We start from the raw sequence: 15,409 nt of genomic DNA, 5'->3' as shown, positions 1-15,409 counted from the left end.
GCCAGCGTTCAATCTGAGCCATGATCAAACTCTTCAGTTTAAAATCAATAGTGCATATAGTGCACCAATCTTGGCTCATCAATTACTGACAAAAATTTGCTCAAATAAACTTCGAGTAATTTCTACCTTCAATCAATGAAAATAATTTCGATTAATCAACCAGTAAAAATCCACACAAGTTGTTCTTCATAATCTCTTAATGATCTTTCTAATACCTCGTCAGTATTAGAAGCTGGACTTCGATAAACTTAACAACTCAACGCTTCGCGTTTCGTTCGTTTCCGTCTATCTCGTCGGTATGGTGGTCATTATAGGGCAATTTCTTACACGCGCAAGTGCTTTTCACTCACAAAAACCACGAGTGTTTTATTTTTATGCACCATTATGGTTCAAAAAACACACTTTATTCACATAAACACATGATATTTATTAAAAATATCATGTGAAATTATTTTTCAAATTAATGTGCTTAGTTTTTTGCAGGCGCTGTTTTAATCACCACACTCTGAATAACCACAGGGTTTACAGGGACATTTTGGTGCATGCCGTAGTTTGCAGTTGGTACTTTGACAATTTTATCGACGATATCCATGCCTTTAGTTACTTTACCGAAGACAGCATAACCAGCATTCATTGCACTTTTATTGAGAAAGTCATTATCAACCACGTTAATAAAGAATTGGCTACTGGCAGAATCAGGTTGATTCATACGTGCCATGGCTAAACTACCACGCTTATTCGATAAGCCATTATAAGATTCATTTTTAATAAAACCTTTAGTTGGCTTCTCCTGCATTTTTGCATCCATGCCACCGCCTTGAATCATGAATCCTGGAATCACGCGATGGAAAATCGTGCCGTTATAAAAGTTATCTTTGATATAGCCTTCAAAATTTTTCGCTGAAATGGGTGCTTTATCATTAAACAGCTCTATTTCAATATTTCCCATAGAGGTTTTCATTTCTATCAGAGTATTTGCAGCCATCACCTGCACACTCATACATGCAATACCAACAGCCAATAGGGTTTGTTTTAACATTTCTTTACTCTTCTACGTTAAGTTGTAATTGTGAATGTCGATATATTAATCTTTCAATGATAAATAAAACAGCTGCTCTTTTTGAGATAAAACGAGAATTACAATGAATGAAGCATTAGCTGCCACAACTTTGCATCATCATCCACCTTGGGATTTACAGGGTGATGCTTTTATTTTGAATTATTGGATCACGCCCAATTTTATTAAAGATAATTCGTCTTTTCATATAGCTCCCTCACCCATTGGTCGTGTTGTACAGGTGATTTTGGTTCGCTACCACCATTCTCCTGTAGGTCCCTATGACGAATTGCTTATTTTAGACCATCCGTTAATCAGTAAACGGCGTTTATCTTCCATTCCAAAAATTTATGTCTCTACAGAAATATCCATGCAACATGGTCAACACTTATGGGGCATTCCCAAACAAGTGGCACAATTCGAATGGGTGAACAAAGATGATGTGGTCTATTGCAATATTACTTTTGCACAGCAAGAAATGAGTCTACGCTTGCAGAAATATAAAAATAGTCAAACTTTTTATATTAACAGTCATCATTTACCAGCACGCTTACTCAATATTCAGCAAGCATGGCAAGGTCTGCGTTATCAGTTCATCCCTCAATTTCGCGGTAAGCTCAGCAAATTAAAGCAAGTGACTTGGGAAAATGCCCAAGATATTTTTCCTGATTTTTCGCAAGCCAAATATTTACACAGCTTTTATGTCCCAGAATTTAAGCTGACCCTGCCTGAAGCCAAGATCATCAAAAAATAAAAAGGTGTTTCACGTGAAACACCTTTTTATTGCACATTCCAAAATCAGGCGTGTTTATCCCAAAACTTTCTAAAGTTCTTACTAATTTCGATTACATACTTTTTCGCACGATAAGACACCGGCGTTAAGTTCACAAACCCATGGGTCTGATCACCATACTCCTGATAATGTACCTTGACTCCGCGCTGACGTAATTTATGTGCATAAATTTCACCTTCATCATGCAGTACATCATGCCCTGCTGTAATCACAAATGCAGGAGCCAATTTGTCATGCTTCCCATAAGTCGGTGAAATGATCGGATCATCCAATGCCATCTGATGGGTATCAGCGTAGTAGTGAGTGACAAAATCCACATCTTCACTCGTAAGAACCAGGCCTTCTTTATATGCATAAAAGGATGGATGACGGCTCTTAAAGTCAACGACTGGATAAAGTAGAAGTTGAGCTTGAGGCGCATACACTTTATGTGCACTACGCTGTGATACTACCGCACTGATATTTCCACCCGCACTATCCCCTGCAACTGCAATTCGATTCTTTAAAATTTTAAGCTGTCTTCGGTTTTGATAAACCCATGCTAATGCATCCTCACAAGTCTGAATCAGTTTGATTGGACTGGCTTCCGGCGCCAAGGGGTAATCGATACTTAAAACCTGTACTTTTGCATGTACAGCAAGTAAACGGCACACTTCATCATGTGAATCTAAACTTCCGACCACAAAGCCGCCACCATGGTAATACACCAGCATAGGAAGTTTTTTATTGGGTGCAGGATGATAGTGCCGTGCGAAGATGGTTCCACTATGTAAGGGCAAGCGGAGATCTTCAACCCGCTTCACGGGTGTGGGTTTAGCTTTTAACGACTGCATTTGCAAATCGAAGTTTTTACGGGCACGAATGACGTCTTCGCCCACAAAACCACTATTGCCCTGCCTTAACTGAGCAGCCATCATGCACTGGATTAAGGGATCAAGTTCAGGATATTGGTGAGGATATCTTAAAATTTTGACTAAAGATTTTTGTGCAAAACTGGGCAATCGATCCAAAGTGCGTGCAGCTGTACCTTGGCTTTTTTCTAACACGGTCTGTAAAGTTCGACTAAAAGCAACCATAATTGCATCTTCCTTTTATTTTAATCTTCACATTTTCTACATGATCATTCGATATGTGACCATAATCTTATATAAGTCTAATCATCTGTATACACACTAAAAAACATTCCTACGCTAATCTTCTTTTTATACCTTGTCATTGACAATTTCCACGTATATTTCGCAGTGTTTTTGCTACTCATGACAACAACAAGGATACATATTATGGCTAAAAAACTCATTATTCTTTCTGTGGCGACCACTTTTTTAGCTGTAGGATGTGTCGCATTTCCAGAAGATGGTGGCTATCACAATGGAGGTTATGATGACCGCTATGATCGTCGTTACGATCGGAATTATGACTCTAGTTATGATTACCGATATGCACATGAGCGCGACCGTCAACGCTGGGAATATCAACAACGTCAAAATCGGCTGGAATTAGAACAGAAAAAGCGTGAGCTTGAACGTCGTCAATGGGAACAGAACCGTCAACAACAAACGGACTGGGAACGCAAAAGACGTGAACAACAACATCAACAAGAGCAACGTAAAAAAGTCGTTGAACAGAATCGAAAAAATCAAGCTGAGTGGGACCGCAAAAAACGTGACGTAGAACGCCAGCGTTTAGAGCAACACCGCGACAAGTCCAATCTACAACAGCATCAAAAAGTGCAACAGCAAGATAGATCCCAACAAAAGCGCTGGAATGAGCATCGTCAGGATAGAGAGAAATCAGAAGCTCAACGTCAAGACCGTTAATCCCCTGCATTATCTTTTTACCCCCATGACCTACCCTGATCTTTCAGGGTATTTTTATTGCATTGAATACCCTGAATCAAAACAACGATGCACTGAACTTAATCGTGTTTCAATCAACACCGAATTCTAATTTTATCTTATATAGATGATAGAACTAACTTCGCTACAATCTATGCTCAGAGATAACTTTGAGCTTATTCCTAAATGCATATAAAATATTGCGAAGCTGATACATAAATGCAATGCATACTGGATTGGCCTAAATTTCAGGCAAAAAAAAAGCTTATCCATAGGGTGGATAAGCTTAGAAAACACATTTCTAAATACCAAGAAGAATCTACAGCGATAGAATCTGGGTTAAATAATAACCATCTGTCGATTGTTTGTGAAATATATATTTCATTTAATATTGATCGTTTTTAAGTCTAAGTATTAATTTTAAAGTCCTTTTGAAGGAATCTTATAATTGAATAGTTTGAATAAACTAAACATTTTTATTTTTGATAAATCAGCGTTATGGCTCATATTTTTCAACCCTAAGGTGTGCAGTATTGAGAATTACTGATCTAAGCAGACTTGAATTGCTATTTGTAAACCATTTCTAAGTACAGAATTAAAAAAACCGGATTTTTAACCTTTTTTAATCAAATTCAACAGATTTAATTGCTTGTCTCGCTTGAATTTTTACTCTCTGCCCCGAACTCTGTATTAATCATGAATTTTATCACTCATGGCAGTTCAGGATTAACACAGTTAGCACTGAGGCCAAAAGGACTGACATGTTTAAAAACCCATTTAAACGGAGTAAATCTATGGCAACTGAGCAAAATCAAGACGCTCAAGATCTAGGGCAAGAGCAAGCTGATCAACAACAAGCAAAAACTCAAGCTGAAACAGAGCAGGCTGAAGTTTCAGTTGAAGATTTACAAGCCCAAATCACCTCTTTGGAAGAAAGTTTAAAACTTGAGAAAGCACGTACAGCCAATGCGGTCTATGAAGCACAAAAAAGTGTAGAGCGTATTCAACGTGATGCTGAAAAGCATAAAGAAACCGTGATTGAAAAGTTTGCAAAAGAGTTACTCGAGACCGTTGATAATTTAGAACGCGCCATTCAAGCTGGTGGTGATATTGAGTCACCATTACTTGAAGGGGTGCAACTGACACATAAATCACTGCTGAGTACCCTGGAAAAATTTAACGTGGTTGAAGTCAATATGAACAATGGCTTCAATGCAGATTTACATCAGGCTGTCGGTATTGCACCAGATGTGAAAGCAGGTGAAATCGGCACGGTATTGCAAAAAGGTTATGCCCTTTCAGGCCGTTTACTGCGTCCAGCTATGGTACTCGTGGGCCAATAAGCTAAAGAAATTCGAGAGTTTTTCGATTTTTTTCATACAAAGAACTTGAAAAATTTTGAATGGCTCTCATATCGGATAACAAGCAAAAACATTGCAAAAAATAATTTTGAGGAAGCATCCAAATGGCTAAAATCATTGGTATTGACTTAGGTACAACAAACTCTTGTGTTGCCGTACTTGAAGGCGACAAAGTTAAAGTCATCGACAACGCTGAAGGCGCTCGTACAACTCCATCTATTATTGCCTATAAAGATGGCGAAATTCTGGTAGGTCAATCTGCTAAACGTCAAGCAGTGACTAACCCTAAAAATACATTATTCGCGATTAAACGTTTGATCGGTCGTAAGTACCAAGACCAAGCGGTGCAAAAAGATATCGGTCTGGTACCTTACAAAATCATCCAGGCAGACAATGGCGATGCATGGGTTGATGTCAACGACAAAAAATTGGCACCTCAACAAATCTCTGCTGAAATCTTGAAAAAGATGAAAAAAACTGCAGAAGATTATTTGGGTGAAACAGTTACTGAAGCGGTGATTACCGTTCCTGCATACTTCAACGATGCTCAACGTCAAGCAACGAAAGATGCAGGTAAAATTGCCGGTCTTGATGTAAAACGTATCATCAACGAACCAACTGCTGCGGCGCTTGCGTTCGGTATGGATAAAAAAGAAGGCGACCGTAAAGTTGCAGTCTATGACTTGGGTGGTGGTACTTTTGACGTATCCATCATCGAAATTGCGGACCTGGATGGCGACCAGCAAATCGAAGTATTATCTACCAACGGTGATACATTCCTAGGTGGTGAAGACTTCGATAACGCTTTAATTGAATTCCTGGTTGAAGAATTCAAGAAAGAACAAAGCGTGAACTTGAAACAAGATCCACTTGCATTACAACGTTTGAAAGAAGCAGCTGAAAAAGCAAAAATTGAGCTTTCTTCATCGAATGCCACTGAAATTAACCTTCCATACATCACTGCAGATGCGACTGGTCCTAAACACTTGGTGATCAACGTGACGCGTGCAAAACTTGAAGGTTTGGTTGCTGACCTGGTTGAACGTACCATTGAGCCTTGCCGTATTGCGCTTAAAGATGCCGGTCTTTCGACTTCAGACATCTCTGACGTAATTCTGGTCGGTGGTCAGTCTCGTATGCCACTTGTACAACAAAAAGTACAAGAGTTCTTTGGTCGCGAGCCACGTAAAGACGTGAACCCTGACGAAGCTGTAGCGATTGGTGCTGCAATTCAAGGTGCGGTATTGTCTGGTGACAAAACTGACGTATTGCTTCTTGACGTAACTCCATTGACGCTTGGTATTGAAACAATGGGCGGCGTGTTAACTGCAATCATCGAGAAAAACACCACGATTCCTGCGAAGAAATCTCAAGTGTTCTCAACTGCTGCGGACAACCAGCCTGCTGTAGACATTTCTGTTTACCAAGGTGAACGTAAAATGGCTCAACAAAACAAATTGTTGGGTAACTTCCAGTTAGGCGATATCCCACCTGCTCCACGTGGTGTGCCACAAATTGAAGTATCGTTCGACATTAACGCAGATGGTATCTTGAAAGTGTCTGCGAAAGACAAGAGCACTGGTAAAGAACAGTCTATTCAAATTAAAGCAAACTCAGGTTTGAGCGATGCTGAAATTGAAGCGATGATCAAAGATGCTGAGGCGAATGCTGAAGAAGACCGTAAGTTCGAAGAATTGGCTAAAGCTCGTAACGAAGCAGATGCTCTTGTTTCTAGTGCGCAAAAAGCCATTAAAGATCTTGGCGAACAAGTGACTGCAGACGAAAAAACTGCCATTGAAACTGCGGTTGCTGAGCTTGAAGCTTCAACTAAAGAAAATGACGTTGAAGATATCAAAGCGAAAACTGAAGCACTTCAAAACATCATCATGCCTATTAGCCAACGTGCTTATGAAGCAGCTCAAGGTGCTCAGGGCGGCGCGCAAGGTTTTGATCCTAACGCTTTCCAAGGCGGTGAAGGTCAACAACAAAAAGCGGATGACGGCGTTGTAGATGCTGAATTCACTGAAGTTAAAGATGACAAAAAATAATTTGTCTTCTTAACGAAAAAACCGCGCGAAAGCGCGGTTTTTTTATGTACCAAATATAAATACTGCATCGCAAAAACGCACCTTAAAAAGCGAGGTTTTAGCCGAGGTATCACTACTTATTTTTGTTTAAATATTATACATTAAGCCTATATTGTTCATGTGCTTGCATTATGCGTTTTATTATTATTGCTCTTGTGCTGTTGTTTGTTGGTTTATTAAATTATCAACTCAGAACACATGATCAATTGCGTTATAACTCGCTTTCCGACCGCCTACTGCATCCTTTTGACACCCGCTTACGCTATCAAATTGCCGATGTCGATCCACGCTTTGGTATTAGTCAGCAAGAACTGATTGAACTCACCCAACAAGCGACCGATCTTTGGCAAAATGCCTCTGGGCAAAAGCTCTTTGTCTATGACCCAGATGCACAACTCAAAATTCATCTTGTGTATGATGAACGACAAGATAACTTTAATGCATTTAAAAAAATGGAGACAACGCTCAATACAGAGCAAAATAAAAATCAACGCGTTTCTGAAAATTTAAACACTTCACAAGCATATTTAGAGCAATTGCAAACGAGTATTCAACAACGTCGTGTGCTAATCGATGCTGAATATCAAAATCTCAATCAACAACGACTGAGCTGGAGTCGCCTTGAAGACAACCAAGGGGAAAATCGTCAGCGAATTGAACTTCAATATCAACAGTTAAAAGAGAAGAGTCAGCAACTCAAAAATGATATTGATTACTTCAATCAATTGAATGCGCAATATAATCAGCAAGTCGACCAATACAACCACAATATTCATCGCTTTAACCAAAATGTTACGCATGCCAAACAGCAGTTCCCTGCCCACGAATTTCACAAAGGTGTGTTTATGGGGCGAGAAATTCAAATCTATCAATTTGAGAACAAAGATGATTTACTCTTAACCCTCGCCCACGAATTTGGTCATGCCTTAGGCCTTAAACACAATCAGGATCCAAAGGCTTTGATGTATCCGCTGATGAAAGATCAGAACCTACAAGATTTCAGATTATCCCCTGCGGATCTTGCATTATTACAAGCACGTTAATCCATTGACAGGATACAATGCAAAAATCCCTTACTTTTTATAAGTATATGAATCGTAATTCATCGTCAAAAAGCCGTATTTCATGTTATGGTACTATCAAGAAATGACAACAGAAAATCCATGGAGACGCATGTGAGTTACTACCATATTATTATTGAAGTAAATGATCACATCAGTACGATTGAACAAACTCGTGATATCGAAATTTTTGATATTATCGAGATTCAACCTTATCTCCATTCTATTCTTTTACCTTATTTTAATGAGCAACTGATTGAACTCGAAGATGAAAATATTGAATTTAAAGATATTTTACATTTAGAAGTGAAACAGACCCTGTTGCCTATTCAAGATTTAATTGAGGAAGAGCAACGCTTGCTGCCAAGTGATACCGATGTGACCATTAGTGCTTATGAAATTTTTAATAATCGTGATTTAAGCCAAGATGTCACTACAGTTATTTTTGATATTTTAGAAGCCGCGAAACTAGAGCCTTAATCCGTTTAAATAAATTTCAAACATGCTGAAAACTCACATAAAAAAGCCCTCATGAATAGAGGGCTTTTTTATGGCTTAATTCTGTATCTAAATTAGATGGAGAATGAAGATCCACAACCACAAGTTGTTGTTGCATTCGGGTTATGTACAATAAAACGCGAACCTTCCAAACCTTCAACATAATCAACTTCAGAACCAACAAGATATTGATAGCTTAATGAGTCCACCAGCATTTTGACATCGCCATTCACAAATTCGGCATCATCTTCATTTTGGCTTTCTGCAAAGTTAAAGCCATAAGAGAAACCTGAACAACCGCCACCTGTAACATAAACGCGTAGCATTAATTCTTGGTTGCCTTCACTATCACGCAATTGGCGTACTTTATTCGCAGCATTGTCGGTCAGCACCAGAGCTTGGGCATTCATGTTAGATTCCTCTGTTCAATTCAGGTGTCTTGAAAATATAAAGACCATATATCAAGTATAGCATACCCAATATATGGTCAGTATTTGCAGATTTAAAGTCAAATCAGACTATTTTTCTCAAGATTGTTTGTAATTTTCATCCTGAAGACTACATTCAAAATTCTTTGGATCTTCTTTGCAACGGAATTGCCACAGTAACTTCATCATGCGTTTGTCATAAACACCGCGTTTGGTTAAATCGACACGTGATTCACGCATCATTTTTTGATATCCAGGCTTATCCACATCGGGAATTTGCATCCAATATTTTTGTGGAATATCAGCTTTCATTTTACCTAAAATACCAAAGGCACGAGGTAACTGGCTTTTCACCCATTCACGTGATTTTTGTCCATAACCTGCCGGAAATTTCTCTGGACGAATAATGACATTCCCCGTCACTTGCAGAATCGGATAATTCACTATCGCGCCTTTACTGCCCAAGCCTTTGTATAATTCTAAGGGTTTAAAGACCGCTGCAGGTGCACCAATAATATCGACCTGACCATTGTTAAATTTGGCCCCAAAATTGGTAACATCAGCACTGACTGCTTGCGCACCAATTTGCTGAACCATAATTTTTTGTGCTTCATCATAATCCAGTACTGCAATTTTTTTACCTGCAGCTTTAGCCACAGTATTAATATTGCGGTCATTCACCATTAAAAATGCATCACCTACAGGAATCACACCTACAACTTCATATTTGCCGCGAACCATATGCTTGGCAAAGGTTGGACTTGCCAAGCCTTGCATTACTTTCACAGCAAGTTTTAAATTAGGAATTGCACCTATCGCATCTAAAGAACCTGTAAAATCATTAAACTGACGACCTCGCATACCCGTAACACTAATTCCGTCACATTTACCAGCTTTAAAATCTTCAGCAATCACACCTTCATTTTGCCCGACACGCAACTCAATATCTGCGCCCCAGTTTTTGGCAGCCAATTGATAATCTTTCATTAAGCTAAAGACATCGCCGCTTTTACCCACCAAGTCAAATACACAAATAACCTGTTTGGCTTGTGCAGCTCCAGCAACTGCAGATAAACCTATTCCGAGCAGTAGTGTTTTGGACCATGACATCATGATTTTTCTTCCTTGTTTCTTTGTTTTTATTCAATTTTGGATTGAATTTTTTAAGTTTGATTCATGACCTGTCATAACTACATAAAGGCTCATTGAAGGTGCATGATCAATATTTTCTATATTTGTTTTTTTAGATTACGCCTTTTTTTACTCATCACAATGGCAAAAATGACATAATCAAAGCGACAAAAAAGCCTAGATAAAATCTAGGCTTTCTTTTTATAAATCAGTGTTATTCGCCACCAAGAGAACATTCAAAATTCGCTTTATCGACAGAACAGCGTGCTTTTTTCAAGACACCCATCATGCTAGCATCATAAATGCCACGTTTGGTCATATCCATACGGCCTTCACGCAATAATTTTTGATATTTGGTTTTATCTTCAGCAGTCAGGTTCAGTTTAAACTTGGCTGGAATGCTTGCTTCCAGACGGTTAATCATAGAGAAACTTTTTGGTAAGTTCTTCACAAACCAATCACGCGATTTTTGACCAAAATCAGCAGGGAACTGGTCTGGACGAATCACGAAATCTGCCGTGACTTGAAGAACAGGGAAATTAAACATGGCTCCGTTAGAACCTAAACCTTTATAAATTTCTAAAGGTTTATAGGCATAGGCTGGTGCACCCACCATATCAACCTGACCATTATTAAATTTTGCAACAAAATTAGACACATCAGAAATAACAGCTTGAGCACCTACACGTTGCACCATAATTTTTTGCGCATCGTCATAACCCAAAACAGCAAATTTTTTGCCGGCAGCTTTTTCAATCGAGTCAATTTTTTTATCACGTACAAAGATAAAAGCCGAGCCCAAAGGAGCAATACCGGCTACTTCATATTTTTTGCCACTTAAGTTACTCACCATTTTTGGTGCATTACGTTTATCTAAAGCAAAAGTAATTGCACGCTGTGCAATTGCATTACTTGGTGCACCACCCAGTGCATCAATTGAACCAACAAATTTATTGTATTGACGTGCACGCATGGCTGTCATAAATACGCCGTCACATTTGCCAGCTTTAAAGTCATTATCAGCAACTGCTTCGTCTTGACGCGGGATTAAATTAATTTCTGCGCCCCATCCTTTGGCAGCTAAAGCCCATTCCTGAGCCATTTGAAAAGATTCGCCCGATTTACCCAGTAAATCGAATACACAGACATCCACTTTAGCTGCTTGAGCTGTGGTCGCTAAGCCAACAGCAGAAAATGCTGCGAATGCGAGAATCGTTTTTTTCATTATTGCGGTCCTTTTTAGAATCTTGTTGTTTGACGGTATCCGTTCACGCCCTAAATATTAAGCAAGTTGATGATAAAAAAATAGAGCTTTTACTCCAATTATTTTAATCAAAGCTGCCATTCCTATTTTATTATTTATAAGATAACAATAAAAATCATTAATTTATAAAATAGTAATATTTTACATAGCAGTCACTAAAATTGAATTATTTTACAAATTAATACACAACACAATTTATTCACCACTTAAAGAACACTCAAAATTAGTCCTTTCTACAGTACAACGCGCTTTTTTCAGCACCGTCATCATGGTCTGTTCATAAATACCCTGCTTGGTTAGATCAATACGACCATCCCTGAGTAATTTCTGATATTTTTCATGATCTTCTTTGCTGAGATTCATTTTATATTTTGCAGGAATACCCGCTTCCAGACGTTGCACCATGGCAAAACTTTTGGGTAATTGCCGTACAAACCAATTTCTGGATTGATCAGCAAACCCTTCCGGAAATTGATCAGGACGTATAATCAGGTCTGCTGTTACATTCACGACTGGAAAATTAATCATCGTGCCTGTTGTTCCTAAACCCTTATAAATTTCTAAGGGCTTAAAGGCATAGGCAGGTGCCGCAATCATGTCCACTTCGCCATTGTTGAATTTTTTGACAAAATTGGAAATATCCGCCATTACGGGTTCAGCACCAATGCGCTGCACAATAATTCGTTGTGCCTGATCATAATGTAAAATGGCAAATTTTTTACCTTTGGCTTTTTCAATGGTATTGATTGATTTATCACGGACAAAAAGATAAGCCGTACCAATTTGACCAATACCTGCAACTTCATATTTTTCATTGCCAATAGTACTGATTAAACGCTTTTTATTACGTTTATCCAGCACATAAGAAATGGCTTTTTGAGCAATATGATTACTTGGAACACCGCCTAATGCATCAATGGAACCTGCAAACTTGTTATAAGCACGAGCTCGCATGGATGTCATATAAAAAGCATCACAGACACCGGCTTTAAAATCTTTTTCAACTTTGGCCTCATCCTGATAAGCCAGTAAATTGACCTCAGCTCCCCAGTTTTTACTGGCTAGGGCCCATTCTTCTATAAACTTGTAAGATTCGCCGGCTTTTCCCAATAAATCAAAAACACAAATATTTTGTTTGGCCTGTACCAAACTGGAAAAACTTAGTAGCGTGAACGTTGATAAAATAAAAATCCCTTTTTTCATCATATCCCCTTCATCTTTTATATATCCCCTAAAAAAGACTATAGTGTTGTTTAAATGCTAAAAATAGAGCTTTTATTCTATTTTCTGACAAAAGGCTTATTTTTGCATAATTTGTCACACTTTTATAAATCAGTGAAAAATCAGTTCACTGTAAAAGAATCATGTACTGCCTTTTTCTTTTCTGAGTCGCTTCCTTTAGAATACGCACACCATTCTTCTCATTTAGATATTTCAATGATTCAGTTAGATCAACTTTCTATACGTCGCGGTGGACGTGTTTTATTTCAAAAAGCGTCCATGCAGCTACATCCAGGATGGAAAATTGGCTTAACCGGCGTTAATGGTGCGGGTAAATCTACTTTATTTGCAGCGCTCTTAGGGGGTATGGAGTCGGATGGAGGTTCACTGACCCGCCCTGCCGTTTGGACGGTGGCTCATATGGCCCAAGAAATCAAAGCTTTAGATATGAAGGCTATTGATTTTGTACTGTCCGGGGATGAAGAATACTGGGAGATTCAACATCAGCTTGAACATCCTGAAAATTTGGACAATGAAGAACTGGCGCATTTATATGGCCGTTTTGATGAAATTAACGGTTATTCAGCACCATCCAAAGCGTCTCAGTTAATGGCCGGTTTGGGATTCTTTGAACATCAGTCACAACTGGATGTTTCCAGCTTTTCCGGTGGCTGGCGCATGCGTTTAAATCTTGCACGTACCTTGATGAGCCGTTCAGATTTACTGTTACTGGATGAACCGACCAACCATTTGGATTTAGATGCAATTTTATGGCTGGAAGACTGGTTAAAAGCCTATGAAGGTACACTGATCCTGATTTCGCATGACCGTGATTTCCTGGATGCCATTACCGATCATATTTTACATATTGAAAATCAAGAACTAATTTTATATACCGGTAACTATTCTACTTTTGAACGTACCCGTAGTGAACGTTTAGCGCAGCAACAACAAGCCTACGAAAAGCAACTCGAAACGCGCGCACATTTACAGAAATATATCGACCGCTTTAAAGCCCAAGCCACCAAAGCCAAACAGGCACAAAGCCGGATTAAACAACTGGAACGCATGCAGGAATTGTCTGCCGCTCATGTCGATACACCGTTCACCTTTTCTTTCCGTGAACCGACTAAAATGAGTTCCCCTTTACTGCAGCTGGAACATGCCGATATTGGTTATGGTGAAAAACTGATTGTCACCAATGTCAATTTACAAATCACCCCGACCAGCCGCATTGGTTTACTTGGGATGAATGGTGCCGGTAAATCAACCCTGATTAAATCTTTGGTCGGTGATTTAACACTGCTCCAAGGTCAGCGTAAAGATTCTGAATTACTGAATATTGGTTATTTTGCCCAGCACCAGATGGATGCCTTAGATGGCAATGCCAGTCCGATGCTGCAATTGGCGCGTATTGCCGACAAAAAAATCAGTGAAGCGACCTTACGTGCTTTTCTGGGTAGCTTTGGTTTTAGTGGTGAACGCATGGACACCCCGAGCGAAAGTTTCTCGGGTGGTGAACGTGCCCGTTTAGCCCTGGCACTGATTGTATGGCAACGTCCCAATGTGTTGATTCTGGATGAACCGACCAACCATTTGGATTTAGACATGCGTCATGCCCTGACCATGGCCCTGCAAGATTTTGAAGGCGCCGTGGTTCTGGTTTCGCATGAACGCCAGTTGGTTGCCAGTGTCTGTGACGAACTGATCTTGGTTCATGGCGGTCAAAGTCGTGAATTTGATGGTGATTTAACCGCTTATGCGGATTGGCTACGTCAGGCACGTAATGAAATGATCAAAAATGGTCAGAAGCCTGCTGCCCCAGTTCAATCCCAAGTGGAAGTAAAACCGACTATTTCCAAGGTCGATAAAGAAGCACAACGTAAAGAAGCAGCACGTCGCCGTGAATTAAGTCGCCCGGTACGTAAAAATATTGAAAAAATCGAAGCGAAAATTGGCAAAATACAACCTCGCTTGGCTCAGATTGAAGAATTGCTGGGGGATAGCACTTTATATGAGGCCAATCGCAAAGATGATTTAATGCGTTTAATGAATGAACAGACTGAATTAAAAGTTCAAGTCGCTGAAGCAGAAGAACAAATGCTTGAGTTAATGATGGAACTGGAGGAGCTGGAAAGTTCTTTTGAATAGGTCAAATCCGCACTATTAAGCTGAGCTAAATCAGCGTTGATTTTATGGTCGCAGTATAGTTTTCAAATTGTACTGCGATTTTTTAATTTTTCTACACAAGCTTTATTGCACTAGATTTTTAATGATATCCACAGCAATTACAGCCTAACTTTTTAACTTCAAATTTCACCTTGAAAGTATTTTTAAATTCAAAACTATCTTTTAAATTTAAAATACTTATCCACAGCACAGAGAGTATTTAACTTTGAATTTAAACCACAAAAACCGTTCATCTTGTGGATAAATTATTTTTCACATTAATATTCACAAAAAAATTAAAACTTAGAAAACTTATCCACAGTGGATTTTAATACATTTATAGGGACTTTTTATCGCGCTTAAGATACTTTTTTTCGTTCTTAGATTCTCAAATGAAGTGCAACAGAGATTAAATTATTGGAAGGAAGCAAGATGAGCTAGCATTTTGCTTCCGACCGACCAAAGTCAAAGTTGCATCATGAACTATACTCATCTCACTCTAGA

General features: G+C 39.0%; 13 protein-coding genes. 7 read left to right on the top strand and 6 right to left on the bottom strand.

Features of this window, described 5'->3' with window-relative positions; translation table 11 throughout:
* Window positions 1-469: 469 nt before the first annotated feature.
* Window positions 470-1,039 carry a peptidylprolyl isomerase gene (locus tag FB6_RS00065; protein WP_174558042.1) on the bottom strand — a complete coding sequence of 190 codons (570 nt, stop codon included), beginning with the start codon at window positions 1,037-1,039 and terminating at the stop codon, window positions 470-472.
* 103 nt (window positions 1,040-1,142) lie between these two features.
* Between FB6_RS00065 and FB6_RS00060 the strand changes: the two genes are divergently transcribed.
* A complete protein-coding gene (locus FB6_RS00060; RefSeq protein WP_174558041.1) occupies window positions 1,143-1,811 on the top strand; it encodes a hypothetical protein in 669 nt (222 codons plus the stop codon).
* A 44-nt stretch (window positions 1,812-1,855) separates the two neighbouring features.
* Here FB6_RS00060 and FB6_RS00055 read toward each other — a convergent pair whose 3' ends face one another.
* Complete coding sequence (locus tag FB6_RS00055; RefSeq protein WP_174558040.1) at window positions 1,856-2,926, bottom strand: alpha/beta hydrolase; 1,071 nt, start codon at window positions 2,924-2,926, stop codon at window positions 1,856-1,858.
* Between the two features lie 204 nt (window positions 2,927-3,130).
* Here FB6_RS00055 and FB6_RS00050 point away from each other — a divergent pair, with 204 nt between their 5' ends.
* The 5 genes from FB6_RS00050 to FB6_RS00030 all read left to right on the top strand — a co-directional run bounded on the left by FB6_RS00050 (window position 3,131) and on the right by FB6_RS00030 (window position 8,674).
* Entirely contained in the window at window positions 3,131-3,667 is a 537-nt protein-coding gene (locus tag FB6_RS00050; protein WP_174558039.1) for a hypothetical protein, read from the top strand.
* Window positions 3,668-4,479: 812 nt separating this feature from the next.
* On the top strand, window positions 4,480-5,028 hold the full coding sequence (gene grpE, locus FB6_RS00045; RefSeq protein ID WP_174558038.1) for a nucleotide exchange factor GrpE: 549 nt from the start codon (window positions 4,480-4,482) through the stop codon (window positions 5,026-5,028).
* 122 nt (window positions 5,029-5,150) lie between these two features.
* Window positions 5,151-7,094 carry a molecular chaperone DnaK gene (dnaK, locus tag FB6_RS00040; protein ID WP_174558037.1) on the top strand — a complete coding sequence of 648 codons (1,944 nt, stop codon included), beginning with the start codon at window positions 5,151-5,153 and terminating at the stop codon, window positions 7,092-7,094.
* A 170-nt stretch (window positions 7,095-7,264) separates the two neighbouring features.
* Window positions 7,265-8,176 carry a matrixin family metalloprotease gene (locus tag FB6_RS00035; protein ID WP_174558036.1) on the top strand — a complete coding sequence of 304 codons (912 nt, stop codon included), beginning with the start codon at window positions 7,265-7,267 and terminating at the stop codon, window positions 8,174-8,176.
* 120 nt (window positions 8,177-8,296) lie between these two features.
* Entirely contained in the window at window positions 8,297-8,674 is a 378-nt protein-coding gene (locus FB6_RS00030) for a hypothetical protein (protein WP_174558035.1), read from the top strand.
* Between the two features lie 92 nt (window positions 8,675-8,766).
* On the opposite strand, the gene erpA is transcribed toward FB6_RS00030, so the two are convergent.
* From erpA to FB6_RS00010, 4 genes are all read right to left on the bottom strand, one after another.
* Complete coding sequence (gene erpA, locus FB6_RS00025; RefSeq protein ID WP_174558034.1) at window positions 8,767-9,102, bottom strand: iron-sulfur cluster insertion protein ErpA; 336 nt, start codon at window positions 9,100-9,102, stop codon at window positions 8,767-8,769.
* 117 nt (window positions 9,103-9,219) lie between these two features.
* Window positions 9,220-10,230, bottom strand: a complete 1,011-nt coding sequence (locus FB6_RS00020) for a putative solute-binding protein (protein ID WP_174558043.1) — start codon at window positions 10,228-10,230, stop codon at window positions 9,220-9,222.
* A 235-nt stretch (window positions 10,231-10,465) separates the two neighbouring features.
* A complete protein-coding gene (locus FB6_RS00015) occupies window positions 10,466-11,476 on the bottom strand; it encodes a putative solute-binding protein (RefSeq protein ID WP_174558033.1) in 1,011 nt (336 codons plus the stop codon).
* Between the two features lie 234 nt (window positions 11,477-11,710).
* A complete protein-coding gene (locus tag FB6_RS00010; RefSeq protein ID WP_174558032.1) occupies window positions 11,711-12,718 on the bottom strand; it encodes a putative solute-binding protein in 1,008 nt (335 codons plus the stop codon).
* 234 nt (window positions 12,719-12,952) lie between these two features.
* Between FB6_RS00010 and FB6_RS00005 the strand changes: the two genes are divergently transcribed.
* Entirely contained in the window at window positions 12,953-14,887 is a 1,935-nt protein-coding gene (locus FB6_RS00005) for an ATP-binding cassette domain-containing protein (protein WP_174558031.1), read from the top strand.
* Window positions 14,888-15,409 lie beyond the last annotated feature (522 nt).

It is taken from the genome of Acinetobacter bouvetii (genome assembly GCF_902753875.1).
Lineage (GTDB): Bacteria > Pseudomonadota > Gammaproteobacteria > Pseudomonadales > Moraxellaceae > Acinetobacter > Acinetobacter bouvetii_A.
This window is presented reverse-complemented; position numbering and strand designations above follow the sequence as displayed.